A 25,636-nucleotide genomic window follows, 5' to 3' on the forward strand; every position below is an offset into this window, starting at 1 on the left:
ATATATGGGTTGACAGGTGCATCAATGGAGGAGTTGTCGGGAGCACAGCGGCGTGCCCCCTCTCCGCTTATACCTGCCCAGCCCCCTGCTCCCAACTCCCCCCCAACGCCCGGATCAGCATCACGGTAGTGGTGTATTGCGCCGTGCGCACCTGCAGTGCGTTGCGGCGCTGGCGCAAGGCGCTGCGGCGGGCGTCCAGCAGTTCCAGCTGGCTGACGAAGCCATTGCGGTAGCGCACGTCCGACAGGTGGCTGGCGCGCTCGGCCGATTCCACGGCCTGGTCCAGCACCTGGGCCTGGCCGGCCAGCAGGCGCAGGGCGCTGAGCTGGTCTTCCACGTCGCGAAACGCGCCTAGCACCTGGCCGCGCTGGGCCGCCACGGCCGCTTCCAGTCGGGCTTTGGCGCCCTCTTCCTGGGCCGCGCGCTGGCCGCCGTCGAAGATCGGCAGGGACAACAGAGCGTTCAGGCCCCAGGAGCGGGCCGACCAGAGGAACAGATCACCGAGTTCGGGCGAGGCATAGCCGCCCTGGCCGGTCAGCATGACGGTCGGAAACCAGGCGGCCTGGGCCACGCCGACGCGGGCCAGCGCGGCCTGCACCTGGGCCTGGGCGGCCGAGACATCGGGGCGGCGCGCCAACACCGTGCCGGGCACGCCGGCCGGAATCTGCGGCAGCGTGGCCTGGGCACTGGCTTCGGCCAGCGTGAAGCGGCCCGCGACGTCGCCGGTCAGCACGGCCAAGGCATGGACCAGCACCGCCTGCTGGCGCTCCAGCGCCAGCACTTCGAACTCGGTGGCCGAGACTTCGGTGCGCATGCGCGCCACGTCGAGCTCCGCCGCATCGCCGGCCTGGTAGCGGCGCTCGATCAGGCGCAAGGTATCGCGGTAGGAGACCAGGCTTTGCGCCACCAGCGCGCGCTCGGTCTGCACCGCGCGCAGCTGCAGATAGCTCTGGGCCACATCGGCCTGGACCATCAGCCGCGTGCTTTGCAGCAGCGCGGCGCGCGCCTGGGCGTCCTGCAGCGCGGCGGCGCTGGCCTGGGACAGCTTGCCGAACAGGTCGACTTCGTACGACAGGGTCAGGCCCGCCGTGCCCAGCGTCGTCGGCGTGCTGCCGCCAGCGGACTGGGCACCGGCCTGGCGTGCCACACCCGCCGAAGCACCGATCTGCGGCAGGCGCTGGGCGTCGGCCGAACGCAAGAGCGAGCGGGCTTCGGCCAGGCGCGCGGCCGCGACCTGGATGTCGGTATTGGCGTCGCCCGCGCGCTCGACGAGTTGGCTCAACTGCGGGTCGGCAAAAGCCAGCCACCAGGCGCCGCGCGGCTGGGCTTCAGAGGCAGCGGCCTGCGTCCAGGTGGCGCCGCCTTCGGCGCTGCTGAAGGTGGCGGGCAGCTCAACGCCCGCATGTTCGGCCGGGGCCGGCAAGGCGCTGGCGCAACCGGCGAGCACCAGGGCGGCGAACAGCGGCGCGAGACGCGCCAGGGGGAAAGGCATGGGTTTCATGGAATGACTTCTCTTCTTATTCATCGTGGCCCCGCGGCGCGGCGAGCACGGGGTGGGCGACGGCGCCCGAGCCAGGCTGCGCCAAGGGCGCTGCGGGGCTGGGGTGCTGCAGCAGCGGCCGGTTGCCGGCCAGGCGGCGCAGTACGACGTAGAACACGGGCGTGAGGAACAGGCCGAAAGCCGTCACGCCAATCATTCCGAAGAACACCGCCACGCCCATGGCGCTGCGCATTTCCGCGCCCGCGCCGGTGGCCAGCACCAGGGGCAGCACGCCCATGACAAAGGCCAGCGAGGTCATCAGAATGGGGCGCAGTCGCAGGCGGCTGGCCTCGATGGCGGCCTGCACGGGCGTGCGCCCGGCAAACTCCAGCTCGCGCGCAAACTCCACGATCAGAATGGCGTTCTTCGCCGACAGCCCGACCAGCACGATCAGCCCGATCTGCGTGAACACGTTGTTGTCCCCGCCCGTGAGCCAGACCCCCGTCATCGCCGCGAGCAGGCCCATGGGCACGATCAGGATGATGGCAATCGGCAGCGTGAGGCTTTCGTACTGCGCGGCCAGCACCAGGAACACCAGCAGGATGGCCAGCGGGAAGACCAGCACGGCGGAATTGCCGGCCAGGATTTCCTGGTAGGTCAGCTCGGTCCACTCAAAGCCAATGCCTTGGGGCAGCGTTTCGGCGGCCACGCGCTCGATGGCGGCCTGGGCCTGGCCCGAGGAGAAGCCGGGCGCAGGGCCACCGCTCACGTCGGCGGCCAGGAAGCCGTTGTAGCGCATGGCACGCTCGGGGCCGAAGCTGGGTTCGAGCTTCATCAGCGCCGACAAAGGCACCATTTCGCCCGTGGTGGAGCGCACTTTCAGCAGGCCCACGTCTTCGGCGCGCGCACGGTAGGCCGCATCGGCTTGCACGCGCACGCTGTAAGTGCGGCCGAACTGGTTGAAGTCGTTGGCGTACAGGCTGCCCAGGTAGATTTGCAGGGTCTCGAAGATGTCGGTCACCGGCACGCCCAGCTGGCGCGCCTTGGTGCGATCGATCTGCGCATAGAGCTGCGGCACGTTGACCTGCCAGCTGGTGAACAGCCCGGCGAGTTCCGGCGTCTGGTAGGCCTTGGCCATGAAGGCTTTGACGGCCGAGTCCATGGCGGCATAGCCCAGCGAGGCACGGTCTTCGATCTGCAGCTTGAAGCCGCCGGTCGTGCCCAGGCCCGCCACGGGTGGCGGCGGGAACATGGCGATGAAGGCTTCCTGGATGCCGGCAAAGTCCTGGTTCAGCTGACCGGCCACGGCGGCGCCGCTCTGGTCGGCGCGCTTGCGCTCGGCAAAGGGCTTGAGGGTGATGAACACCACGCCCGAATTCGAGCTGTTGGTGAAGCCGTTGATCGACAGGCCCGGAAAGGCCAGCGCGTCTTCCACGTTGGGGTTGTTCTTGACGATCTCGCCCATGCGGCGGATCACGTCCTCGGTGCGGTCCAGCGTGGCGCCGTCGGGCAGCTGCGCAAAACCGACCAGGTACTGCTTGTCCTGCGCCGGCACGAAGCCGCCGGGAACGATCTTGAACAGGCCCCAGGTGGCGCCGACCAAGGCCAGATAGATCACCAGCATCAGCGCCTTGCGGCCGATGACGCGCTGCACGCCGCCGCTGTAGGCATTCGAGCCGCGCTGGAACAGACGGTTGAAGCCGCGGAAGAAGCCGCCGAAGACACGGTCCATGCCGCGTGTCAGCGCATCCTTGGGCGCGTCGTGGCCCTTGAGCAGCAAGGCGCTGAGCGCGGGCGCCAGCGTCAGCGAATTGATCGCCGAAATCACCGTGGAAATCGCAATCGTCACCGCGAACTGGCGGTAGAACTGGCCCGTGAGCCCGCTGATGAAGGCCAGCGGCACGAACACCGCGACCAGCACCAGCGCAATCGCGATGATGGGGCCCGAGACTTCGCGCATGGCGCGGTAAGTGGCTTCGCGCGGCGTCAAGCCCATCTCGATGTTGCGCTCCACGTTCTCCACCACCACGATGGCGTCATCGACGACGATGCCGATGGCCAGCACCAGGCCGAACAGGCTCAGCGCATTGATGGAAAAGCCCAGCAGGTGCAGCACGGCGAACGTGCCCACCACCGACACCGGCACGGCCAGCAGCGGAATGATGGAGGCGCGCCAGGTCTGCAGGAACAGCACCACCACCAGTACCACCAGCGCCACGGCTTCGAGCAAGGTGGTGATCACCGAGCGGATCGAGGCGCGCACGAACTGCGTGGGGTCGTAGGCGATGCGGAACTCCACGCCTTCGGGCATGTTCTTTTGCAGCTCGGCCATGGTGGCGCGCACATTGGCCGAGATGTCCAACGCGTTCGAGCCCGGGGCCTGGAACACGCCCATGCCCACGGCGGGCTCGTTGTTGAGCAGCGAGCGCAGCGAATAGTCGGCCGCGCCCAGTTCAAGGCGGGCCACGTCGCGCAGACGCGTCACGGCGCCGTCGGCACCGGTCTTGACGATGATGTCGCCGAATTCCTCTTCGGTCTGCAGTCGGCCCTGGGCATTGATCGACAGTTGCATGTCCACGCCGGGCAGGCCGGGCGAAGCGCCGACCACGCCGGCCGCGGCCTGCACGTTCTGGCCGCGGATGGCGGCCACCACGTCAGCCGCCGACAGGCCGCGCTGCGCGACTTTCTGCGGATCCAGCCAGGCGCGCATGGCGTAGTCACCGCCGCCGAAGATCTGCACCTGGCCCACGCCCTGGATGCGGGCCAGGCGGTCCTTGACGTTGAGCACGGCGTAGTTGCGCAGGTAGTCGATGTCGTAACGGCCGTTGGACGACACCATGTGCACGACCATGGTCAGGTCGGGCGCGCTCTTGATGGTGGTGATGCCCAGGCGGCGCACTTCCTCGGGCAGGCGCGGCTCGGCTTGCGAGACGCGGTTTTGCACCAGCTGCTGGGCCTTGTCCGGGTCGGTGCCCAGGGCGAAGGTCACCGTCAGCGTCATCACGCCGTCGGTCGTGGCCTGGCTGCCCATGTAGAGCATGCCTTCGACGCCGTTGATGGATTCCTCCAGCGGCGTGGCCACGGTTTCGGCGATCACCTTGGGGTTGGCGCCCGGGTACTGGGCGCGCACCACCACCGAAGGCGGCGCGACGTCGGGATACTCCGAGATCGGCAGCGCGCGCAAGGCGATCAGGCCGGACAGGAAGATCAGCACCGACAGCACCCCGGCAAAAATGGGGCGGTCAATGAAAAAGCGGGAGAGATTCATAGATTGTTCTTTTCAGTCACCACTCAAGCGGCGGGCTGCGCCAGCTCGGCCTTGGCGGACATGGGCACGTCTTGCGGGGCGATGTGGGCGCCGGGGCGCACGCGCTGCAGGCCGTTGACGACGATGCGTTCGCCGGCCTTGAGGCCCGAAGTGACGATGCGCAGGCCGTTGACCGGCGCGCCCAGCTGCACTTCGCGGTACTCGGCCAGGTTGTCCGCGCCCACCACCATCACGAACTTCTTGCTCTGGTCCGTGCCCACGGCGCGCTCGTTGACCAGCACGGCCTGGGTGCTGCGCGCCTGGCCCATGCGGATGCGCGCGAACTGGCCGGGAATGAGGGCGCCGTCGGCGTTGTCGAACATGGCGCGCACGCGCACCGTGCCGCTTTGGGCATTGACCTGGTTGTCGATGAGCTGCAAATGGCCGGTATGCGGCGTGCTGCCGGCCGTGCCCGTGCCCATTTGCACGGGAATGCGCTCTATGCGCCCACGCCCGCCCTGGCCGCCTTCCAGTCCGTCCAGCGCCCGGACCACCACCTGCTCGTCGCTGTCGAAGCTGGCGTAGATCGGGCTCACCGAGACCAGCGTGGTCAGCACCGGCGCGCCGGCGCCCGAGGCCACCAGGTTGCCCACGGTGACTTCCACGCGGCCCACGCGGCCGGCGATGGGCGCGCGCACCTGGGTGTAGCCGAGATTGAGGCGCGCGGTCTGCAACGCGGCCTGGGCGGCGCGCAGGTTCGCGTCGGCTTCGCGCTGGGCGTTCACGCGCTCGTCGAGCTCGCGCTGGGCGATGGCGCGCTCTTCCCACAGCCGGGTCGCACGCTCCATTTCGCTGTGGGTGTACGACAGCCGGGCCTGGGCCGCGACCACCTGGGCCTGGGCGCGGTCGACTTCGGCCGCAAACGGCGCGGCGTCCACGCTGAACAGCAGGTCGCCCTGCTTGACCAGCGCGCCTTCGCGAAAGTGCACGGCCTGCACGGCACCGGCGACGCGCGGGCGGATGTCCACGCGCTGCACGGCTTCGAGCCGGCCCGAGAACTCGTCCCACAGCGCCACGTCCTGCTGCACGACCTGGGCCACGGAGACGGCGATGGCCGGCGGCGCGCTGGCCTGCGCCGGCGCATTGGCCGAGGCCTGCAGGCCGAACGCCGCGCCGCCCACGGCGGCAATGGCGGCAGCCGCGATGGCCGTGGTGCGCCAGCGGCGGCGCAAGGAGGAGAGGAAGGAGTGGTTCATGGTTGGTCTTTGGAAAACGAGGAAGCGGACGGTTTTTTGGGCGCAGCAATCCCTTCCGGCGCGGGGGCCGGAAAAGAGCGAAAAATGGCGAAACCGGGGACAACCGCGCCCGGGGAGCCAGGCGCGGCGGTGTCAGGCGGCGGAGATCAGGAGATCAGATCGGGCGGTCTACATCGCGTCGCCGCGAAGAACTGCTGGAACTGTTCCTGCACTTCCTGTGCGCAGGGACAGGGCCGTGGATCGGGTGTGAGCAGCGCATCGGGCCACTGCTGGGCCTTGTCGAAGACATGGCGCGTCACGCTCAGTCCCGCGGCTTCAAGCCGGCCCGCATAGGCCAGGGCTTCGTCGCGCATCGGGTCGTTAAGGCCGACCAGCATCAGCGTGGGCGGCAGGCCTGCCAAGCGCTGGGCGGTGCTGGGCACGGCATAGGGGTGTACGGCGTCGCAGGCCGAGCGCAGGAACTGCAGCCAGCCCTGGGCCCATTTGCAGTCGGTCGCCGATCCCGTGGCGGCGCGCAGCGAGGGCGTGCCCACGCAGGGGTCGAGCATGGGAGACAGCAGGATCTGTCCGGCCAGCGGCGGATGGCGCTGATCGCGCGCCATCATGCATACGCCGGCCGCCAGATTGCCACCGGCCTCCTCGCCCGCCAGGTAGACCTGGGCCCCCTTGCCCGCCAGCCGCGTGCGGTGCTTGAATGCCCACTGCAGCACGCCGTAGCCGATTTCCAGCGGCTGCGGAAACGGATGTTCGGGCGCCAGCGGATAGGCCACCGACACCACGCGGGCACCGACGGCCTCGAACAAATGGGCGACGGTGCAGCCATTGTCCAGGTCACCGGAAATGAAGGCGCCGCCATGGAAGTGCACCACCAGGGGCGAGGCTTCGCCCGTCTTCTTGCGGCCATAGAGGCGCACCGCCACCTCCTGACCGGACGCCAGGGCAATGACGTCGTCGGACTGGAGGGTGGGCAAGAGGCGTTCAGGCAGGGTAGAGGACATGGTGTGATCCGGACGAAACCGTGGAGACACAAATGTAAACGCTGCGGCCCAGGCCATAAACCCGACAAATGCGGCAGCAGTGTTTCCAATTCCTGAACAATCAGGGGTCAGGCAGCGTGTCAGAATTCTTTTCCCTGCGGCGGGGTACCGCTACCGCCATGCCAGGGTCTGGCTACACAATTTTTACCCGATGCGTGGCGCGCATAGAAGGAGAGCCCATGGATCAGATACAAGCCATGCGCACGTTTGCCCGCGTGGTGGAAGCCGGCACGTTCACGCATGCGGCCGACTCGCTGCAATTGCCCAAGGCCACCGTGACCAAGCACGTGCAGGCGCTGGAAGAGCGTCTGCGCGTGAAACTGCTCAACCGCACGACCCGCCGCGTCACGGTGACCACCGACGGCGCCGCCTATTACGACCGCGCCGTGCGCCTGCTCGCCGACTTCGACGACATGGAAGCGAGCATGACCCATGCACGCGCCAATCCGCGCGGCCGGCTGCGCGTCGATATCGGCACTTCGGTGGCGCGCATGCTGATCATTCCGCGGCTCGCCGAATTCCAGCAGCGCTACCCCGACATACAGATCGACCTGGGTGTCAGCGACCGCACCATCGATCTGATCAGCGACAACGTCGACTGCGTGATCCGCGGCGGCGAACTCAGCGACCAGTCGCTGGTCGCGCGACGCATAGGCAACCTGGAGTTCATCACCGTCGCCACGCCCGACTATCTTGCGCAGCACGGCACGCCGGCCCATCCGCTGGACCTGGAATCGGGCCACCGCATCGTGACCTATTTCTCGCCGGTCTCGCAGCGCCGCTATCCGCTGGAATTCCACCGCGACGGCGAAGTCGTGGAGGTTGCCAACAATCCGCACCTCACGGTGAACGAAAGCAATGCCTATGTGTTCGCCATCGTCGCCGGCCAGGGCGTAGGCCAGATCACCACCTTCCAGGCCCAGCCGCATCTGGAACGCGGCGAACTGGTGGCCCTGCTGCCCGACTGGCCCCAGCCCGCGCTGCCGGTCTATGTGGTCTATCCGCCCAACCGCCACCTCAGCGCCAAGGTGCGCGCGTTTGTCGACTGGGCCGCCGAGCTGTTCGCGCAGAACCCGCTGCTGCAGCGGGCCTAACCTGGCCTACGGGGCCGCGGCCCCTTCGGCAATGCGGCGCAGCAGCGGCAGATCGCGAATCGTGAGACTGCCGTAATCCGCCGCGACGGCGCCTTGCTGGGCCAGCAGGCGCAGTTCCTTGTTCATGGTCTGGCGCGAGACCGACAGCATGGACGCCAGGTCGCTTTGCGAGGTTTTCAAGCGCAAGGCCGGCCCCGCGTCAACGGGCTGGCCGTACCAGCCGGCGAGCTGGACCAGGATCTGCGCCAGGCCTTGCTGCAGGTGGCCCAGCGCGCGGCGCTGCATGGCCGCGATGCTCTCGCTCTGGCGCTTGAGCGCGAGCATGGCCACATCCTTCCACAGCAGCGGCGTCTCGTCGAGGATGGCCGCCAGCGCCTCGCTGGGCAAGTGCACCAGCATGGTGTCCTCGTGCGCGTGGTAGTTGTAGACCAGGGGCACGGCCTTGAGCAGCCGAATCAGTCCCACCACATCGCCGGGACCGAGCAGCGCCAGCAGGAACTTCGTTCCGCCCGCATTCAGCCCGCTGGTTTCCAGGCAGCCCGAGACCACCAGCAACAGCTCGCGCCGCTGCCTGTCCTGCGCCAGGACCTCGGTGCCGCGGTCATAGCGCTCCAGGTGCGCGATGCGCGCAATGCGGTCCAGCGTGATCTCGGGCCAATCGCGAAACAGCTCGCAACTGCGCAAGGCATGGTGGATCAGCGCAAGCGTTTCCACGGGAACCAAAACTTGGGACATGGGGCGAACTCCAGGGCAGTCAAGCAGCGCCGGGCGCTGAACAATTCTTCGCGGCGCGCACCAGCGAGGGTATTCCATCAAGCCCATTGCCGGCCACTGTCAATCGCTTGACAGAGTGAGTCTACCCCCCATTCATACAGTGGGAACCGGGTCGCGCACTGGCGCTCCCACCGGTCCAGGCCCCACGCATGAAAGCCGCCAGCACCCATGAAAAACATGACCGTTGCCGCCCCGTACCACGCCATCGCTCTGGACCTTTGCCACCCCTTTTGAGGCACTCCATGCACCACGACATCGACTCCTTGTCCGCGCTGTTCTCGCCGCGCTCCATCGCCATCGTCGGCGCCTCGGCCACGCCCAGCAAGATCGGCGGCATTCCGCTGGACTACCTGCTGCGCTTCGGCTTCCAAGGCCCGCTGTACGCCGTCAACCCGCGCGGCGGCCTGGTCCAAGGCCTGGCGGCCCATGCCAGCCTGGACGCGATCGGCGCGCCGGTGGACCTGGCGATCTTCGCCATTCCCGCGGCCCTGGTGCCCGCGGCGCTGGACGACGCGATTGCCGCCGGCGTGAAAAGCATCGTGCTGTTCTCCTCGGGCTTTGCCGAGATCGGCGACCAGGGCGCGGCCGAGCAGGCACGGCTGGCGCACAAGGCGCGCGCTGCGGGCATACGCCTGATAGGCCCGAACTGCCTGGGCTTCATGCATCTGGCGCGCAATGTCTACGCCACCTTCTCCCCCGCTCCGGGCGTGGGCCGGGTGCAGCCGGGGCGCATCGGCCTGGTCAGCCAGTCGGGGGCCTTCGGCGCCTATGCCTACTCCATGGCGCGCGAGCGGGGCATAGGCCTGTCGCTGTGGGCCACCACGGGCAACGAAGCCGACGTGCAGGTCGCCGACTGCCTGGCCTGGCTGGCCCAGGATCCGGGTACCGACGTCATCATGGCCTATATGGAAGGCTGCCGCGACGGCCCCAAGCTGCGCGCCGCCCTGGCCCTGGCGCAGGCAAACCACAAGCCGGTGGTGATGGTCAAGGTCGGCACCACGGCGCTGGGCGCCGAGGCCGCGGCCTCGCACACCGCCTCGCTGGCCGGTGACGACGCGGTCTACGACGCGATCTTTCGCCAGTACGGCGTGCTGCGCGCGCACACCCTCAGCGAGTTCTTCGATCTGGCCGCCAGCGCCGCCATCGCCGGCACGCCGCGCGACCGCTCCATCGGCCTGTTCACGCTCTCGGGCGGCGTCGGTGCCATGATGGCCGACGACGCCAGCGCGGCCGGTCTGGACGTGCGGCCGCTGTCCAGCGAGGCCCAGCAGACCCTGCGTGACTGGGTGCCGTTCGCCGCGCCGCGCAACCCGGTGGACATCACCGGCCAGGTGACCAACGATTTCACGCTCATGGAGCGCAGCGCCCGCGTCATGCTGGAAGACCAGAATTTCGCCTCGTGGATGGGCTTTTTCGCCGCGGCGGGCGCCTCGGACAAGGTCTGGCCGGTGCTGCACCAGCTGGTCACCAGCCTGCGCGCCGCCTACCCCGATACCGTGCTGGCCATCTGCACCCTGCTGTCGCCCGCGCGCCGCGCCGAGATCGAAGCCCTGGGCTGCCTGGTGTTTTCCGACCCCTCGGTGGGCATTCGCACCATCGCCGCGCTCGCGGGCCGCGGCGCGCGCCCCGTGTCCGCCCCGGTGCGCACGCTGGCCCTGCCCGAGCCCGTACGCCTGCCGCCCGGCACCCTGTCCGAGCCCATGGGCCTGGCCCTGCTGTCGGGCGCCGGCGTGCCCGTGGTCGAGCACCACCTGGTGCAGTCGGCCGACGAGGCCGTGCTGGCCCTCACGGCCCTGGGCGGCGAGATCGCGCTGAAGATCGCCAGCGCCGACATCCCGCACAAGTCGGACATCGGCGGCGTGGCGCTGGGACTGCGCAGCGCGGAACAGGTGCAGGCCGCGTTCGCGCGCATGCAGACCAGCGTGCGCGCGGCCCAGCCCACGGCCCGCCTGGACGGCGTGCTGGCGGCGCGCATGGTGCGCGGCGGCGTGGAATGCATCGCCGGCGTGCACCGCGATCCCGTGTTCGGCCCCGTGCTGATGTTCGGCCTGGGCGGCGTGCATGTGGAGATCCTGCGCGATGTCAGCCTGCGCGCCCTGCCCGTCACGCGCGCCGAGGTGCAGGCCATGGTGCTGGAGCTCAAGGGCTTGCCACTGCTCCAGGGCGCGCGCGGCAGGCCCGCCGTGGACCTCGAATCCATCGCCGACAGCCTGCTCGCGCTGGCCGACTTCGCCACCGCCGCCGGCGACACGCTGCAAAGCGCCGAAATCAACCCGCTGATCGCCCGGCCCGCCGCCGAGGGCGGCTGCGTGGCCGTCGACGCCCTGGTCATAGGCCACGCCGCGCCGGCAGCGGCCAGCCCCGTCCCACCCCTTTCCCAGCCACTGCAGGAAGCCATCGCATGAGCACCACGACTTCAACCACTCCCCAGGCCGGGCCGCCACGCCAGGCCCTGGCCCGCTCCATCGGCCTCGCCGCCTTCGTCTATGGCTACCCGCTGGTGGAATCCATGCGCACCTGCCGCTTGCAGACCGGCGGCAGCGCCTCCTCGCCCGCACGCGCGCCCATCGATGCGCTCTACCACATCACCCAGGCGTCCACGGACCGTGACCGCGACATCGTGACGCCGGCCAACGACCTGCTCTACAGCACGGCCTGGATTTACCTCGGCGATGGCCCGCGCCTGCTCACCGTGCCGGCCGCGCGCCGCCACCCGGGCCGCTACTTCGTGCTGCCGCTGTACGACGCCTACACCGAGAACTTCGAGAACCTGGGACCGCGCAACTGCAACCCCGACGGCGAAACCGTGGTCCTGGTCGGCCCCGGCGGCGAAGTGCCCGCCGCCTTGCAAGGCCACCGCGTGGTGCGCTGCCCCACGAATCTGGTCTGGCTGATAGGCCGCATCCTGGTGGGCGACGCCGACGACCTGCCCGCCGCGCGCGCGCTGCAAGCCGAAATCGCCCTCGCGCCCGCCCCGGGTACGGCTTTGGGCCGCCGCCCCGTGGCCGTCGAGCAGTGGCAGGGCGAGCCGCTCGATGCCATGGCCGAAGTCCATGAGCAGCAGCGGCCGCCCGAGGACGTGGCACCGCGCTTTTTCACGGCCCTGTGCCAGGCCCTGGCGGATTCCCCGGCGCGCAGCCAGGACCAGGGCCTGCTCGCCTGGCTGGGCCAGGCCGGTCTGCACGCCAGCCCGGCTTTCGCCTGGGAAGCACTGGACGCGCCCACGCGCGCCGGCCTGATCGAAGGCTTTGCCGATGCCGTGGCCCTGGTGGCCTCGGCCGCGCGCAGCCGGCGGGCCAAGCCCTGGGTGCTGGCGTCGCGCGCCGGCCGCTATGGCAACGACTATCTGGTGCGCGCGCTCACGGCCTACATCGGCCTGGGCGCCCTGGCCACCGATGAGGCCTTGTACGGCGCGGGCCACTTCGACGCCCAGGCCCAGCCGCTCACCGGCCAGCGCAACTACCGCATGCGTTTTTCCGCCGACGAGATGCCGCCGGCCGACGCGTTCTGGTCGGTCACGCTGTACGACGCCGACCGCTTCCTCTACCCGAATGCGGCCCGCCGCCATTCCATAGGAGACCGCACGCCCGGCCTGCGGCGCGATGCGGACGGCGGCCTGGCGCTGACGTTCTCCCACCAGGCGCCGGCCGACAGCGCCAACTGGCTGCCCACGCCGGCCGGGCCTTTCTACCTGATCGTGCGCCTGTACCACCCGCAAGCGGATGCACCCCGCTGGCAGGTGCCCGCGCTCCAGCCCGAGGAGAGCTGAATGCACGCCCCACTGACGCCCCCCGCCGTGGCCGACCAGGCCTTGCAGGCCCTGGCCATGGAAGCCGTGACCTACGCCTATCCGCTCTATGAAATGAGCCGCATGCGCGCCAACACCTCGCCGCGCCAATGCGCGCTCGGCCCGGCCGGCGACGCGCCCGACAGCCCACAGCGCTGGAACAACGTCCTCATCCACGCGCGGGCGCTGCTGGGCGCCGGCCGCAGCCGCGTGGTCACGCCCAACCACGACACGCTCTACACCAACGCCTGGCTGGACCTGAGCGACGGCCCGCTGGTCATCGACGTGCCCGACACGGCCGGGCGCTACTACGTGCTGGGCCTGCTGGATTTCTATACCAACCCCTTTGCCGGCATAGGCCAGCGCACCACGGGCACGCAGGCGCGCTCCGTCGTCATCACGCCGCCGGGCTGGAAAGGCGCACTGCCCGCGGCCCTGCATGCCCGCATCGAAGCACCCACACCCTGGGTCTGGATCATCGGCCGCATCCTGGTCGAAGGACCTGACGACGTGGCCGCCGTCAACGCCTTGCAGGACGGCTTTTGCCTGCGCACGCTGGCCGACTGGAGCGCCGGCAACGACGCCACCCGCACCGGCAAGCGCTTCGATCCGGATTTCGACACCCACGCCCGCAGCGAAGCCGCGCCCGAGGCCCTGCGCTTTGCCGCCGTGGTCAACCGCGCCCTCCTGCACAACCCGCCGCCAGCCCATGAGCAGGCCATGGTCGAACGCTTCCGGGCCCTGGGCCTGGGCGCCGATGCCGCGGCGGCCGATGCCGCGGCGCTCACCGCCCCCCAGCAGGCGGCCTTGAACGCCGCGCTGGCGCAGTGCCTGGCGCTGTGGCGCGAGGCGGCGATTGGCGCGACCGGCCCCACGGGCTGGCAGACCATGCCGCTGCTGGAGCAAAGCTTCGGCGACAACTACCTGGGCCGTGCCCTGGTGGCGCTCAAGTACATCGGCGCGCTCGAAAGCCGCGAGGCCAGCTACCCCATGGCCCATGCGGACAGCCAAGGCCGACTGCTCGACGGCCGCAACGCCTACCGCCTGCGCTTTGCGCCCGGACAGCTGCCGCCCGTGCAGGCCTTCTGGTCGCTGACGATGTATGACGCCAGCGACTACATGCTGGTGCCCAACGCCATCGACCGCTACGTCATCGGCGACCGCACGCCGGACCTGCAGCGCGACGCCGATGGCGGGCTCACGCTGCACATACAGCACAGCCCGCCGCTGGACCCGGCCGCGCGCGCCAACTGGCTGCCCGCGCCCGCCGGCGGCTTCTACCTCTGCCTGCGCGCCTACCTGCCCGATGCCGCCCTGCTGGACGGCAACTACACCCTTCCCCCCCTGGAGTTGACAGCATGAGCCTCGCATCCGACGAAAAATCCCCGCTGCGCACGGGCTCCGGCGCCCAGGCCATCGCACCCGGCCTGTGGGTGCTGCACGGCCAGGGCCAGTCCTTCGTGGCCGAAACCTCCGCCGGCCTGGTGGTCGTCGACGCCGGCCCCGGCGGCAAGCCCACCGACGCCATGATCGCCGCGCTGCGCGGCTGCAGCGACGCTCCCGTGCACGCGCTGTGCTACAGCCACGGCCACATCGGCTACAACGCCGGCGTGCCCCAGTGGCTGGCCCATGCGGCCGAACGCGGCGAGCCCGCGCCGCGCCTCATCGCCCACCGCAATGTGCCGCGCCGCTATGCGCGTTACCGCGAGACCCAGGCCCTGCAGCAGCACCTGGCCGAGATCCAGTTCCGCCTGCCCACGGGCTCTTTCGACATCGTGCTGCACGACCCCATGGAACTGTTCGACGAGCTGCTCGTGATCGGTGAAGGCGAGGGCCGCGTCGAGCTGCGCTGGGCGCCGGCCGAGACCGACTGCGGCATCGCCGTCTGGTGCCCCACGCAGCGCGTGCTGTACGGCGGCCCGGCCGTGATCGACTCCATTCCCAACGTCGGCACGCCGCTGCGCACGCTGCGCGACACCGTGCGCTGGGCCGATACGCTGCAAGCGCTGGCGGCCTTGAAGCCCGACCAGCTGGTGCGCGAATTCGGCAGCACGCTGGACGGCGAGCAAGCCCAGCGGGTGCTCGCGCACACGGCGCGTGCGCTGCGCTGGCTGCGCGCCGAAGTCGTGCGGCGCATGAACCAGGGCCTGGACGAACGCGAAATCCTGGCCAGCATGGACTACCCCGCGGAACTGTTCGGCACGCCCTGGATGCGCCCGGTCTACGGCGACCCGAGCTACATCGTGCGCGACATCTACCGCTCGGAAAACGGCTGGTGGGACCGCAACCCCACCACGCTGCACCCCGCCGCGCCCGACGCCGTGGCCCGCGCCCAGGCCGCGGCCATCACCGACAAGGCCGCCGTGCTGGCCCAGGCGCGGCAGCTGGCCGCCAGCGGCGAGTTGCAGCTCGCCCTGCATGTGATCGACCTGCTGGCCCTGGCCGAAGGCCCGGCCCCGGAAATCGCCCAGGCCAAGGCGCTCAAGGCCGGCTGGCTGCGCGAGCGCGTAGCCCAGGTGCCCAGCTACGTCTCGCGCAGCCTCTACAAGAACGGTGCCGCACAGATAGAGCGCTCCCTGGAGCCCGCCCGCTGAAGTCGCCGTCGATCCACGCCTTCCACGCCAACCTTGAGCAGGACTTTTCATGACCCGTTTTGTACACCTCGGCCTGGGCGCTGTGCTGGCTGCTGGCGCCGCGCTGGCCGGCGCCCAGGACAGCTATCCTGAACGATCCGTCACGCTGGTAGTGCCCACCGCCGCCGCGGGCGGCTCGGACACCGTGGGCCGCCTGATCGCGGACCGGCTCGGCCACGTGCTCAAGCAGCCTTTCATCGTGGACAACAAGCCCGGCGCCAACGGCGTTCTGGGCACCGACAGCATCGCCCACGCCAAGCCCGACGGCTACCGCCTGCTGTTCACCTACGCCGCGGCCCATGTGGTCAACCCCTTCCTGCTCAAGAAGATGCCCTACGACGTGCTCAAGGACTTTGCCCCGGTGGTCCAGATTGCGCGCGGCGGCAACGTCCTGCTGGTCAACCCCCAGCTGCCGGTCAAGACCTTGAAGGAGTTCGTGGACTATGTGCGCGCCCGCCCCGGCCAGCTCAACTACTGCTCCTGGGGCACGGGCTCGGGCGGTCACCTGACCATGGAAAGCCTCAAGCACCAGGCCGGCCTGGTCATGACCCACGCGCCCTACAAAGGCAGCATGCCTTGCGTGCAGGACATCATGGCCGGCCAGATCCAGGCCGGCTTTGCCGACGTGTCCTCCACCGTAGGCCTGGTGCAGGCCGGCAAGGTCCGCGCCATCGCCATCAGCGGCCCGCAGCGCGTACCGAGCTTCCCCGACGTGCCCTCCATGAACGAGGCCGGCTACCCCTTCACCACCTATTCCTGGTACGGCATCTTCGCCCCCGCCGGCACGCCCAGACCCATAGTGCAAAAGCTCAACGCCGCCGTGCAGGAGGTGCTCAAGGAGCCCGCCACCATCAAGCGCCTGCAGGAACTCAACTTCAGCGATCTGGCGCAGACCACACCCGAGCAGTTCGCCAGCGTGGTGCAGCAGGACATGGCCCAGTGGGGCGCGCTGGTGCGCACGCTCGATCTCAAGCCGCAATAGGCGCAAGCGCCCCGCCTTCCTTTCGCAGGAGTACTCATGACACGTTTGCTACATGGCCTTGGCTTTTTTCTCGCCGCTTTCACCGCGCTGGCCGGCGCCCAGGAGCGTTATCCCGAGCGGCCCGTCACGCTGGTCGTGCCCACGCCCCCGGCAGGCGGCACGGACATCGTCGGCCGCCTCATCGCCGACCGGCTGGGCAAGATCCTGCAGCAGTCCTTCATCGTGGAGAACAAGCCCGGCGCCAACGGCGTTCTGGGCACCGACAGCGTCGCCCACGCCAAGCCCGACGGCTACCGCCTGCTGCTGACCTACGCCGCGGCCCATGTGGTCAATCCCTATCTGCTCAAGAAGATGCCCTATGACGCGCTCAAGGACTTCGCGCCGATTGCCCAGGTCAGCCGCGGCGGAAATGTCCTGCTGGTCAACCCCCAGCTGCCGGTCAAGACCGTCAAGGAGTTCGTGGACTATGTGCGCGCCCGCCCCGACCAGCTCAACTACTGCTCCTGGGGCACGGGTTCAGGCGGGCACCTGACCATGGAGAACCTCAAGCAGCAGGCCGGCCTGGTCATGACCCACGCGCCCTACAAAGGCGCCATGCCCTGCGTGCAGGACATCATGGCCGGCCAGGTCCAGGCCGGCTTCGCCGATGTCACCTCCACCATCGGCCTGGTGCAGACCGGCAAGGTCCGCGCCATCGCCCTCAGCGGCCCCACGCGCCTGCCGAATTTCCCCGACGTGCCCACGCTCAACGAGGCCGGCTACCCCTTCAGCAACTACGCCTGGTACGGCGTGTTCGCGCCGGCCGGCACGCCGCGGCCCATCGTGCAAAAACTCAACGCGGCCATGCAGCAGATGCTGCAGGAACCCGCCACCGCCAAGCGCCTGGCCGAGCTCAATTTCACCGACCTGCCGCTGACCACGCCCGAGCAGTTCGCCAGCGTGGTGCAGCAGGACATGGCCCAGTGGGGCGTGCTGGTGCGCAAGCTCGATCTGCAGCCCGAATAGCCGTCCCTTCACTTTCACCACCGCAGGAATCCCATGAACGCAAACTCCCAGCACCAGCCCCTGGCCGGCAAAGTGGCCGTGATCACCGGCGCGGGCCGCGGTATCGGCCGCGCCATTGCCTGTGCCTACGCCCAGGCCGGCGCGGCCGTGGTGTGCAATGCCCGCCAGGAAAAAGAGCTGCAGGAAACGGTGGCGCTGATCTCCCAAGCCGGCGGCACAGCCAGCCTGTTCGCCGCCGACGTGGTCGATCACGCCCAGATGACGGCCTTGTTCCAGCATGCCGCCGACCGCCACGGCGGCGTCGACATCGTACTGGTCAACGCGGGCACGGCCGGTGAATCCCGCAAGCTGCACAACAGCGATCCCGCACGCTGGCGCGAGACCATGGAAGTCAATGTGATCGGCGCCTACCACACCGTGCACGCCGCCATCCCCCACCTGCAGGCGCGGGGCGCGGGAAAGATCATCCTCACCGGATCGGGCAGCCGCCACCGCCCCGTGCCCGGGATGTCGGCCTATGCCTGCTCCAAGAACGCGCTGTGGATGATGACCCAGGTCCTGGCCGTGGAACTCGAGGAGTTCAACATCAGCGTCAACGAGTTGATTCCCGGGCCCGTGAAGACCGCCATGACGCGCTTTGGCGAGCAGACCTTTCCGCCGCAGGAGTGGATCAAGGAGCCCGCGGACGTCGTGCCGCTGGCCATGTTCCTGGCCACCCAGGCCGACCGCGGCCCCACGGCGCAAAGCTACAGCCTGATGCGCCGGGCCTGAAGCCAAGCCGATAGCGAGCCGTCAGCCCCCTTCTTTTTGGAGCATCGTCATGAAAAGCACCTTGGTGAGCCTGGTTCTGGGCTCTGTTTCCTGGCTGGGTCTGTCCCTGGCCCATGGGGCGCCGCCGCCCTACCCCAGCAAGCCCATCACCGTCATCGTGCCGTTCTCGGCGGGCGGCGTGGTCGACGTGCAGACCCGCGCGGTCACCCAGCGCCTGGCCGTGGAACTGGGCCAGCCCATCGTGGTCGAGGCCAAATCCGGCGCGGGCGGCAACATCGCCGCCGACTTCGTGGCCCGGGCCGCGGCCGACGGCTACACCTTGCTGGTCTCGGCGCCCTACATCACCCTCAACCCCCTGCTGGAGAACAGCCTGCGCTGGTCGCCGAAAAGTTTTGCGCCCGTGGCGCGCTTCGCGCAGTCGCCCAGCTACCTGGTCGTGCCGGCGTCCTCGCCCGTCCAATCGCTCAAGGAATTCGTTCAGCTGGCCAAAAAGGCCACACCGCCCCTGCAATTCGCCAGCGGCGGCGTAGGCACCACCCAGGACATGGCCGTGCAAATGCTCCAGCACGAAGCGGGCATCCGGCTGGAAGCCGTGCTCTACAAGGGCGCGCCGCCCATGATTCCGGACCTGCTCAACGCCGTGCTGCCCATGAGCGTCGTGCCGTCCAGCGTGGCCTACCCACACATCCTGTCCGGCAGGCTGCGCGCCCTGGCCAACACCAGCGGCAGCCGCTCCACGCAATTGCCCAAGGTCCCGACCATCGCCGAAGCCGGCTATCCGGGCTCCACCGCCCTGTCCTGGTACGGCTTGCATGCGCCCGCGGGCACGCCGCCCGAAATCATCCAGAAGCTGGAGGCCGCCATCCAGGCCGCCACCCGCACGCCCGAAGTCAGGGAGCGGCTGGTCAGCGCCAGCGGCGAAGAGGCGTTTCTCAATACCGCCGATTTCGCCCATTTCGTGAAAACCGATGCGCAGCGCTGGGAAGCCGCGGTCAAAGCCGTCAAGCCCTGATGAATAGACCTGCACCATGAGCCTGACCCGCCCCGCCACCGAATTCGCCGCGCTGATCGCCGGTCTGCGCGATTTCATCGACCAGGAAGTGATTCCCCGCGAAGACCTGCGCTCGGCCCACGACGGGGCTGCCGTGCAGCGCCTCAGCGCCGAACTGGGCCTGCGCGCCCAAGCCCTGGGTTTTGGCGCGCCGCGCCTGGCCGTGAGCGAAGGCGGCCTGGGCCTGTCCTGGGAAGAGTGCTGCGCTTTTCTCGAAGAGGCCGGGCGCAGCTTTCTGGGCCCCGCCATCCTGCAGTGCGCGCCGCCGGGCCAGCCCGACATCGCCGCGCTGGAACAGCTCGCCAGTCCCTGGCAGCGCCAGCGCTACCTCGATCCGCTGGCACGCGGCCAATCGCGCTCCTGCTTTGCCATGACCGAGCCGGCCCCGGGGGCGGGCTCGGACCCGCGCATGCTCGCCACCACGGCACGCCGCCAGGGCGACGGCTGGGTGCTCGACGGCCACAAATGGTTCATCAGCGGCGCCATGCGCGCGGATTTCGCCATCGTCGTGGCGCGCAGCGACAACGGCGTCTGCTGGTTCCTGGTCGACACCTCCAACCCCGGCTTCCAGGTGCTGCGCGATATTCCCTCGATGGAGCCGTTTGACGTCGGCGGCCATGCCGAAATCCTGCTCAAGGATTGCCAGCTCGGCCCCGAAGCCTTGATCGGCGAGGAAGGCAAGGGCCTGGAGTACGCACAGCTGCGCCTGGAAGGCGCGCGCCTGTTCCACTGCATGCGCTTCATCGGACTGTCGTCGCGCGCCATGGACATGGCCCAGGACTATGCGGCCCAGCGGCAATCCCATGGCGCGCGGCTGGCCGAACACCAGATGGTGCAGGCCATGGTGGCCAACGCGCACATCGACCTGTATGCGGCGCGGCTGATGACGCTGGACGTGGCGCGCCGCCTCGACCTGGGCGAGTCCATACGCCACACCTCGTCCATGGCCAAGGTCTTCGTTTCCGAAGCCGTCAATCGCGTGGCGGATTCCGCCGTGCAGATCACCGGCGCCCTGGGCATTTCCGAGGATGTGCCGCTGTCCATGATTTTGCGCATGCTGCGGCCGTTTCGCATCTATGACGGCGCCTCCGAAGTGCACCGCGCGGCCATCGCCAAACGGGCCTTCAAGCAGCGTCTGCACGCTTGACGCCGCATCTTGATGCGGTCTTGACGCGCGAGGATGCAATCTCGATGCGGTCTTGAGGGGCGATTCCTTAGATTCAAGGTCTCGCAACAACCAGCCTCTTGCAAGAGGCTGTGTCCCCATGAAACCCATCGCCATTCTCCAGCACGAAGCCACGCAAGGCCCGGGTGTGCTGCGCGAGCATCTGGACTCCCTGGACATTCCCTACCAACTTTTTTGCCCGCCCCTGGAGGGCAGCGCGCCCCGGCAGGCCCACGACTACAGCGCCGTGGTGTCCCTGGGCAGCAACCACTGCGCCAACGAACGCCTGGCGTGGATTGACGCCGAACTGGCCTTGCTGCGCGACGCCCAGCAGCACGACCTGCCAGCGTTGGGCCATTGCTTTGGCGCCCAGATGCTGGCGCGCGCCATGGACGCACGCGTCTGGCGCAATACCTGCGCCAATATCGGCTGGAGCAAGGTCTGGGTGACCCAGCCCGCGCAGCAACTGATGCACCTGCCCGGCCAGACCACCATTTTTCACTGGCACTACGACACTTTCGACATCCCGCGCGGCGCCGTGCGCACCATGTACGGCAAGCACTGCCTGAACAAGGGCTTTCGCCGCGGCCGGCAGTGGGCCTTCCAGGGCCACCTCGAAGTCACGCCCGAAAGCGTCCAGGCCTGGTGCGCCGCGGGACACGATGAACTGCAATGCGCCCGCGGCCCGGCCGTGCAGACCGAGGCGCAAATCCTCAGCGAACTGTCAGCGCGCGCGCCGGAACTGCGGGCCACGGCCTACCAGGTGTATGGGGCCTGGACCGATCAGATCGAGCGTCCGGTGATGGCCGTGAGCGCTGGCTGGAGCGCTTGAACACCTGCGTCCCTATGGCATCTCGCTATCCCAATCCGCCCCCAGGCCGAGGCAGCATGGAGGTGCCTTTACCCCAGCGCCTGCACTTCCTGGCGCATGTCTTCCACCAGCCGGTGGACGGCCGGCGCGTTGAGCAGGCTGCTCATGCCGGCCGCGACCACCGTGTGGGTGAGCTGTCCGCGCACGTTGAACACCGGTAGTGCCACCACGCTCAGGCCGCGCACGAAATTGTCGCGGTCCAGCGCCCAGCCCTGCTGCCGCGCCAGTGCGACTTCGTTCTTCCAGGTAGTGAAGGACGGTGCATCATCCCAGGCGATGGCCGCAAAAAGCTTCTTCAGCTGGGCGGGACTGGCGTCGAGCTGGGCGGCGATCAGCCGGCCCGTGGCGCTGACCAGGCTGGAAAACTGGCTGCCCACATCGGTGTGCAAGCGAAACGGCTGGTTGGACTTGGACAGGGCCAGCACCACCACGCTCTGGTGCTGGGTCACTTCCACGCCCATGGCCGTCACGCCATGCCGGGCGGCCAGCCGGTCCAGTCCCGGCTGGACCTGGCTCGCGAAGCTGCCGCCTTCCAGCACGCTGCGCGCCAGGCTGATCATGCCCGCGGCCAGCGTGTAGCGCTTGGTGGCGGTGTCGATGCCGACCAGGTCTTCGCTGACCAGCACGCGCAGAATGTGCAGGCAGGTGCTGGGCACCAGGCCCAGCCGGTCGGCGATGGCTTTGACGCCCAGGCCCGGCTTTTCCTCGCCCAGCAAGCGCAGGATGGCGATGGAGCGACTGACGGCGGGAACCGGACGGACCCGGACCTCCTTGGGCTTTTTACTCGGTTCAGCGGCCATGGTGCGGGTTTTCTGCTTGCGGTGACGCGTGGATGGGCTGTCCAGCTTACCCCAAACAGGCTGGCCGAAAGGCATCCAGGCAGGCCGCATTTCGCTTGTCATCTCGTGCATCACAGCTCCTTGTTAGCGGTTACCGGCCGCCGGCCGGGCCGACCCCGGCATGGGCCGCCCCGGCATGGGCCGCCCGTCAATCTGCCTTGAGTCCGGCCGTGGCGATTACCACTTGCCACTTCTTGCGTTCGGTCTTGCCAAAGCCCGCCAGCCATTCGGGCGTGCCGCCGGCGGGCTCGAACCCCAGCTCCAGCAGCCTTTGCCGCGTCTCCGGGCGTTGCAAGGCCTTGTTGAAGGCGGCGTTGAGCGTGTGGATGATGGGCGCTGGCGTGCCTTTGGGCGCGTACAAGGCATTCCAGGCGATCACGTCAAAGCCCGGATAGCCTTGCTCGGCGATGGCCGGCACGCCCGGCACCAGGGCGCTGGGCTGCAGCGAAGTCACGGCCAGGGCGCGCAGCTTGCCCGCCTGCAGGTGCGGGCGCAGGCTGGTGGGAGTGTCGACGATGGCCGTGAGCTGGCCGCCGATGAGATCGGTCACCGCCGTGCCCGAGCCCTTGTAGGGCACGCCGAACAAGGCCACGGCCGAACGCTCCTTCAGCAGCTCGACCACCAGCCGCGCACTGGTGCTGGGCAGGGCGATGTCCGCGCCGCGCGGCGTGGTGCGCACGGTGTCGACCAGCTGCCGGGCCGACGTCAGCGGCGAGCTGCCGACCACCGCCAGCACCATGGGGAAAGTGCCGACCATGACCACGGGCTCGAAGTCGTTGCCGGCGTTGAACGGGATCTTGCTATAGAGAAACTCGTTGAGCACATGGGTGGCGTTGGTGCCCATGGTCAGCGTATAGCCATCGGGATGGGCCTTGGCCGTGGCATCCGTGCCCACATTGCCGCCGGCGCCGGGGCGGTTGTCGATGACGATGGGCTGGCCCAGATCCCGGGAGATCTGGTCGGCCAGATAGCGCGTGGCGATGTCCGTGCCCTGGCCGGCGGGATAGGCCACGATGATTTTGATGGGTTTGGACGGGTAGGTCTGCGCCTGCAGCGCAGGCGCTGCTGCAAGACCCACCGCGACCGCCCATCCCAGTGCTACGACTCTCATGTCTGTCTCCTCTTGGTGCAATGATTGAGCTACACAAAGGCTTTGTCTGGACTGGAGGGCAGCACTGAAGCTGTACCGTAGCCGTCGCCTTCGGGTAGACGTTTTCTGCCAGCTACAGCGGAGTGGTGATATGGCCCTCCCGCATTCTCAGGGTCGACCGATGGGCTTGTACAGGCGGGGAAGCGCCAAGTGCGGACGCCTCGGCCAGGCCCAGCCCTGCCAGGATGGCCGCCCGGTCCTGGTCCAGGTCCGGCGGCGGGCCGCCCGGGCAGGCCGGCGTGCCCAGCAGCCGCACGGGCGAGCGGATGCCGGTGTAGCGCCCTCGGCGCACCAGCAGCTGCCGGTGGGCCGTGTGCGGATGGTTCAAGGCCGCAGCCACGCTGTTCACCGCCCCGGCCGGCACGCCGGCGCGCATCAAGGCCTCGGCCCAGAATTGCGCCGGCTGGGCGCTGATCGCCGCGGCGATGCAGGCATACAAGGCCTGGCGGTGCGCCAGGCGTTGCGAATTGCCGCAAAAGCGCGCATCCAGCGCCAGCGCGGGCTGCCCTATCACGTCGCAAAAGCGCCCGAACTGGCCGTCGTTCAGAATGCCGATGAACAGCGCGCCGTCCGCTGCCTGGAACCTGTCGTAGGGCACGATGTTTGGGTGGGCATTGCCCAGGGGCTGCGGGCATTCGCCTGAACTGATCCAGTTGGCCGCGTGCGGCAGCAACAGGCTGATGGCCGTGTCGTACAGCGTGGCTTCGACGCGCTGGCCCCGGCCGTCGCGCGCCCGCGCCTGCAGCGCCATGAGAATGCCCGACAGCGCGACATAGCCCGTCAAATGGTCCACGACGGGAATCCCCACCTTGGTCCCGCCCGCCTCGGGGCTGCCGTTGACGCTCATGATGCCGCACATCGCCTGCAAGACAGCGTCATAACCCGGCAGCCCGCCCAGCGGGCCGTCGGCGCCGAAGCCGCTGATGCTGCACAGCACCAGACGCGGGTAGCGCGCGGCCAGCACCGCCTCGTAGCCCAGGCCCCAGCGCTCCAGCGTGCCGGGCACGAAGTTCTCCACCAGTACGTCGGCGTCGGACAGCAGCGCATGCAGCACGTCCTGGCCTTCAGGCCCGGACAGGTCCAGGCGTATGGATTGCTTGCCGCGGTTGAGCGCCGAGAAGTAGGCGGCCTGGCGGCTGGGCGTATAGGGCGGCGCGAGCTTGCGGGTCTCGTCGCCCGCCGGCGGCTCGACCTTGATCACATCCGCCCCGTGGTCGGCGAGGATTTGCGTGCACAGGGGCCCGGCCAGGACCCGGGTCAGGTCCACGACCTTCAGCCCCTGCAAAGCACCTGCGCGGTCCATGGCTCAGGCTCCGCGGCTGGGCAAGACCACCGTGCCGCCACCGACCACCGACAGCTCGTTGTCCTGGTTGTGCGCGATCTGCTCGATCTCGACCAGGTGCTTGCCGTCCTGCACATACTTGCGCACCACCTTGCCGGTGATGAACAGCATGTCGCCTTCGGGGTTGTGGCGGCGGATCTTGCAGCTGGCCTTGTGCAGAAAGCCGGCGTCGCCCATCCAGTTGGTCAGATGGTGGGTCAGCCAGGATGTGCGTTCCGGACCGTAGTCGTAAGCCCCGGGCGCGCCCACTTCCAGCGCGAAGTCCTCTTCCCAGTGCACGCGCTCCGGCACGTCCGGGATGCCGAAGCGGTTCTTGATGCCCACGCCCGGATGGGCGTCGATCAGCTTCCAGGCCAGCTTGTTGGCGCGGATGTACAGGCCGCCCCAGCCCTGGGCGTAGGCGATGAAGCCGGTCACCGTCATCGGCCCCTTGAACATGGTCGGCAAGGCTTCGCCTTCCTTCACATCTTCCCAGTAGCGCGGCACGGCGCCGCGCACTTCCTCGCCGCGGTACAGCTTGAAGGCTTCGGCCAGCTCCTCGTCGCTGTAGACGCGCTGGCCGCGCTCGCGCGCTTCCTGGTACTTGGTGCCTTGCTCACGCGCATGGTCGCGCTCGGTGCGAAAGCACCAGCTGTCGGCTTCGGCCACCTTGTCGCCACTCTGGTTGAAGAAGTCGACGTGGTAGATCTGCTGCACGGCGCGGCCGGCAAACCGCGTCTGGTGCTCGACCAGGTCCTTGAGGTGGGCCTCGGTATGGATTTCGTCGTTGCGCAGCACGGGCTTGTGCCAGGTCCAGTCGGCGCCCGACCACATGGCGTGCACGCCCGGCAGGCCGCCCACATAGCCCGAGACGATGCGGCTGGTGGAAAACAAGAAGCTGGGCAGGGCCACGATGCCGCCGTAGTGGGATTTCGCGGCGTAATCCGGGTCGCACCACAGCGGGTTGTCATCGCCGATGCCGTGCGCGTAATGCCGGATGTTGTCGCGCGTGGCCTCATGGCACCAGGGCTCGACGGTATGGCCGATCTTCGTGCCTATGCGCTGGCGCAACTCGTCCAGGCCGCTTTCGGTGATCTTCGGGAAGTTGCGCTGTGCTTTCATGTCCATGGTGATGGCTCCTGGTGGTGGGATGGGAAAGTGAGGACGGGGAAA

Annotated in this window: 20 protein-coding genes; 11 read left to right on the plus strand and 9 right to left on the minus strand. The window is 68.7% G+C overall.

Annotated elements, in window-relative coordinates; all coding sequences use genetic code 11:
* Positions 1–67: 67 nt before the first annotated feature.
* From N0K08_RS08435 to N0K08_RS08450, 4 genes are all read right to left on the minus strand, one after another.
* Positions 68–1,501 (minus strand): efflux transporter outer membrane subunit, encoded by a 1,434-nt coding sequence (locus N0K08_RS08435; protein ID WP_261499762.1) that lies wholly within the window; start codon positions 1,499–1,501, stop codon positions 68–70.
* Positions 1,502–1,517: 16 nt separating this feature from the next.
* Complete coding sequence (locus tag N0K08_RS08440) at positions 1,518–4,748, minus strand: efflux RND transporter permease subunit (protein ID WP_261499763.1); 3,231 nt, start codon at positions 4,746–4,748, stop codon at positions 1,518–1,520.
* Positions 4,749–4,771: 23 nt separating this feature from the next.
* Positions 4,772–5,983 (minus strand): efflux RND transporter periplasmic adaptor subunit, encoded by a 1,212-nt coding sequence (locus N0K08_RS08445; RefSeq protein WP_261499765.1) that lies wholly within the window; start codon positions 5,981–5,983, stop codon positions 4,772–4,774.
* A gap of 146 nt (positions 5,984–6,129) precedes the next feature.
* Positions 6,130–6,981, minus strand: coding sequence for an alpha/beta hydrolase (locus tag N0K08_RS08450; RefSeq protein ID WP_261499766.1), 852 nt, complete (start codon positions 6,979–6,981; stop codon positions 6,130–6,132).
* A gap of 218 nt (positions 6,982–7,199) precedes the next feature.
* On the opposite strand from N0K08_RS08450, the gene N0K08_RS08455 reads away from it, so the two are divergent.
* Entirely contained in the window at positions 7,200–8,114 is a 915-nt protein-coding gene (locus N0K08_RS08455; RefSeq protein ID WP_261499768.1) for a LysR family transcriptional regulator, read from the plus strand.
* Positions 8,115–8,120: 6 nt separating this feature from the next.
* Here the strand turns inward: N0K08_RS08455 and N0K08_RS08460 are convergent, their stop codons facing one another.
* The gene (locus N0K08_RS08460; RefSeq protein ID WP_261499770.1) at positions 8,121–8,849 is read right to left on the minus strand and encodes a Crp/Fnr family transcriptional regulator; all 729 of its coding nucleotides are present in this window, start codon (positions 8,847–8,849) and stop codon (positions 8,121–8,123) included.
* Positions 8,850–9,130: 281 nt separating this feature from the next.
* On the opposite strand from N0K08_RS08460, the gene N0K08_RS08465 reads away from it, so the two are divergent.
* From N0K08_RS08465 to N0K08_RS08510, 10 genes are all read left to right on the plus strand, one after another.
* Positions 9,131–11,293, plus strand: a complete 2,163-nt coding sequence (locus N0K08_RS08465) for an acetate--CoA ligase family protein (protein WP_261499772.1) — start codon at positions 9,131–9,133, stop codon at positions 11,291–11,293.
* Positions 11,290–12,657 carry a DUF1254 domain-containing protein gene (locus N0K08_RS08470; protein WP_261499773.1) on the plus strand — a complete coding sequence of 456 codons (1,368 nt, stop codon included), beginning with the start codon at positions 11,290–11,292 and terminating at the stop codon, positions 12,655–12,657. The genes N0K08_RS08465 and N0K08_RS08470 overlap by 4 nt, the downstream gene beginning before the upstream one ends.
* Entirely contained in the window at positions 12,658–14,037 is a 1,380-nt protein-coding gene (locus N0K08_RS08475) for a DUF1254 domain-containing protein (RefSeq protein ID WP_261499775.1), read from the plus strand.
* Positions 14,034–15,269: an alkyl sulfatase dimerization domain-containing protein gene (locus tag N0K08_RS08480; protein WP_261499777.1), complete on the plus strand. Its 1,236-nt coding sequence runs from the start codon at positions 14,034–14,036 to the stop codon at positions 15,267–15,269. Before N0K08_RS08475 ends, N0K08_RS08480 begins: the two co-directional genes overlap by 4 nt.
* 49 nt (positions 15,270–15,318) lie before the next feature.
* Positions 15,319–16,290: a Bug family tripartite tricarboxylate transporter substrate binding protein gene (locus tag N0K08_RS08485; protein WP_261499778.1), complete on the plus strand. Its 972-nt coding sequence runs from the start codon at positions 15,319–15,321 to the stop codon at positions 16,288–16,290.
* 36 nt (positions 16,291–16,326) lie between these two features.
* Positions 16,327–17,295: a Bug family tripartite tricarboxylate transporter substrate binding protein gene (locus tag N0K08_RS08490; protein WP_261499779.1), complete on the plus strand. Its 969-nt coding sequence runs from the start codon at positions 16,327–16,329 to the stop codon at positions 17,293–17,295.
* A gap of 33 nt (positions 17,296–17,328) precedes the next feature.
* A complete protein-coding gene (locus N0K08_RS08495; protein ID WP_261499781.1) occupies positions 17,329–18,066 on the plus strand; it encodes an SDR family NAD(P)-dependent oxidoreductase in 738 nt (245 codons plus the stop codon).
* A gap of 49 nt (positions 18,067–18,115) precedes the next feature.
* Positions 18,116–19,078: a tripartite tricarboxylate transporter substrate binding protein gene (locus N0K08_RS08500; RefSeq protein WP_261499782.1), complete on the plus strand. Its 963-nt coding sequence runs from the start codon at positions 18,116–18,118 to the stop codon at positions 19,076–19,078.
* Between the two features lie 16 nt (positions 19,079–19,094).
* Positions 19,095–20,264 (plus strand): acyl-CoA dehydrogenase family protein, encoded by a 1,170-nt coding sequence (locus tag N0K08_RS08505; RefSeq protein WP_261499784.1) that lies wholly within the window; start codon positions 19,095–19,097, stop codon positions 20,262–20,264.
* 118 nt (positions 20,265–20,382) lie between these two features.
* On the plus strand, positions 20,383–21,114 hold the full coding sequence (locus N0K08_RS08510; protein WP_261499785.1) for a type 1 glutamine amidotransferase: 732 nt from the start codon (positions 20,383–20,385) through the stop codon (positions 21,112–21,114).
* 68 nt (positions 21,115–21,182) lie between these two features.
* Here the strand turns inward: N0K08_RS08510 and N0K08_RS08515 are convergent, their stop codons facing one another.
* From N0K08_RS08515 to N0K08_RS08530, 4 genes are all read right to left on the minus strand, one after another.
* Entirely contained in the window at positions 21,183–21,953 is a 771-nt protein-coding gene (locus N0K08_RS08515; RefSeq protein WP_261499786.1) for an IclR family transcriptional regulator, read from the minus strand.
* 187 nt (positions 21,954–22,140) lie between these two features.
* Positions 22,141–23,103: a Bug family tripartite tricarboxylate transporter substrate binding protein gene (locus tag N0K08_RS08520; RefSeq protein WP_261499787.1), complete on the minus strand. Its 963-nt coding sequence runs from the start codon at positions 23,101–23,103 to the stop codon at positions 22,141–22,143.
* 112 nt (positions 23,104–23,215) lie between these two features.
* Complete coding sequence (locus N0K08_RS08525) at positions 23,216–24,445, minus strand: CaiB/BaiF CoA transferase family protein (RefSeq protein WP_261499788.1); 1,230 nt, start codon at positions 24,443–24,445, stop codon at positions 23,216–23,218.
* A gap of 3 nt (positions 24,446–24,448) precedes the next feature.
* Positions 24,449–25,591 carry an FAS1-like dehydratase domain-containing protein gene (locus tag N0K08_RS08530; protein ID WP_261499789.1) on the minus strand — a complete coding sequence of 381 codons (1,143 nt, stop codon included), beginning with the start codon at positions 25,589–25,591 and terminating at the stop codon, positions 24,449–24,451.
* Positions 25,592–25,636: the final 45 nt, after the last annotated feature.

Origin of the sequence: Acidovorax bellezanensis (assembly GCF_025421555.1) — a bacterium.
Taxonomy (GTDB): domain Bacteria; phylum Pseudomonadota; class Gammaproteobacteria; order Burkholderiales; family Burkholderiaceae_C; genus Comamonas; species Comamonas bellezanensis.

What these genes read in the sequence shown, in the direction of transcription:
- N0K08_RS08450 (WP_261499766.1), bottom strand. Translation starts at nt 6,981, where the DNA reads ATGTCCTCTACCCTGCCTGAACGCCTCTTGCCCACCCTCCAGTCCGAC.
- N0K08_RS08515 (WP_261499786.1), bottom strand. Translation starts at nt 21,953, where the DNA reads ATGGCCGCTGAACCGAGTAAAAAGCCCAAGGAGGTCCGGGTCCGTCCG.
- N0K08_RS08475 (WP_261499775.1), top strand. Translation starts at nt 12,658, where the DNA reads ATGCACGCCCCACTGACGCCCCCCGCCGTGGCCGACCAGGCCTTGCAG.
- N0K08_RS08490 (WP_261499779.1), top strand. Translation starts at nt 16,327, where the DNA reads ATGACACGTTTGCTACATGGCCTTGGCTTTTTTCTCGCCGCTTTCACC.
- N0K08_RS08485 (WP_261499778.1), top strand. Translation starts at nt 15,319, where the DNA reads ATGACCCGTTTTGTACACCTCGGCCTGGGCGCTGTGCTGGCTGCTGGC.
- N0K08_RS08445 (WP_261499765.1), bottom strand. Translation starts at nt 5,983, where the DNA reads ATGAACCACTCCTTCCTCTCCTCCTTGCGCCGCCGCTGGCGCACCACG.
- N0K08_RS08455 (WP_261499768.1), top strand. Translation starts at nt 7,200, where the DNA reads ATGGATCAGATACAAGCCATGCGCACGTTTGCCCGCGTGGTGGAAGCC.
- N0K08_RS08505 (WP_261499784.1), top strand. Translation starts at nt 19,095, where the DNA reads ATGAGCCTGACCCGCCCCGCCACCGAATTCGCCGCGCTGATCGCCGGT.
- N0K08_RS08510 (WP_261499785.1), top strand. Translation starts at nt 20,383, where the DNA reads ATGAAACCCATCGCCATTCTCCAGCACGAAGCCACGCAAGGCCCGGGT.
- N0K08_RS08495 (WP_261499781.1), top strand. Translation starts at nt 17,329, where the DNA reads ATGAACGCAAACTCCCAGCACCAGCCCCTGGCCGGCAAAGTGGCCGTG.
- N0K08_RS08440 (WP_261499763.1), bottom strand. Translation starts at nt 4,748, where the DNA reads ATGAATCTCTCCCGCTTTTTCATTGACCGCCCCATTTTTGCCGGGGTG.
- N0K08_RS08470 (WP_261499773.1), top strand. Translation starts at nt 11,290, where the DNA reads ATGAGCACCACGACTTCAACCACTCCCCAGGCCGGGCCGCCACGCCAG.
- N0K08_RS08480 (WP_261499777.1), top strand. Translation starts at nt 14,034, where the DNA reads ATGAGCCTCGCATCCGACGAAAAATCCCCGCTGCGCACGGGCTCCGGC.
- N0K08_RS08465 (WP_261499772.1), top strand. Translation starts at nt 9,131, where the DNA reads ATGCACCACGACATCGACTCCTTGTCCGCGCTGTTCTCGCCGCGCTCC.
- N0K08_RS08525 (WP_261499788.1), bottom strand. Translation starts at nt 24,445, where the DNA reads ATGGACCGCGCAGGTGCTTTGCAGGGGCTGAAGGTCGTGGACCTGACC.
- N0K08_RS08500 (WP_261499782.1), top strand. Translation starts at nt 18,116, where the DNA reads ATGAAAAGCACCTTGGTGAGCCTGGTTCTGGGCTCTGTTTCCTGGCTG.
- N0K08_RS08520 (WP_261499787.1), bottom strand. Translation starts at nt 23,103, where the DNA reads ATGAGAGTCGTAGCACTGGGATGGGCGGTCGCGGTGGGTCTTGCAGCA.
- N0K08_RS08460 (WP_261499770.1), bottom strand. Translation starts at nt 8,849, where the DNA reads ATGTCCCAAGTTTTGGTTCCCGTGGAAACGCTTGCGCTGATCCACCAT.
- N0K08_RS08435 (WP_261499762.1), bottom strand. Translation starts at nt 1,501, where the DNA reads ATGAAACCCATGCCTTTCCCCCTGGCGCGTCTCGCGCCGCTGTTCGCC.
- N0K08_RS08530 (WP_261499789.1), bottom strand. Translation starts at nt 25,591, where the DNA reads ATGGACATGAAAGCACAGCGCAACTTCCCGAAGATCACCGAAAGCGGC.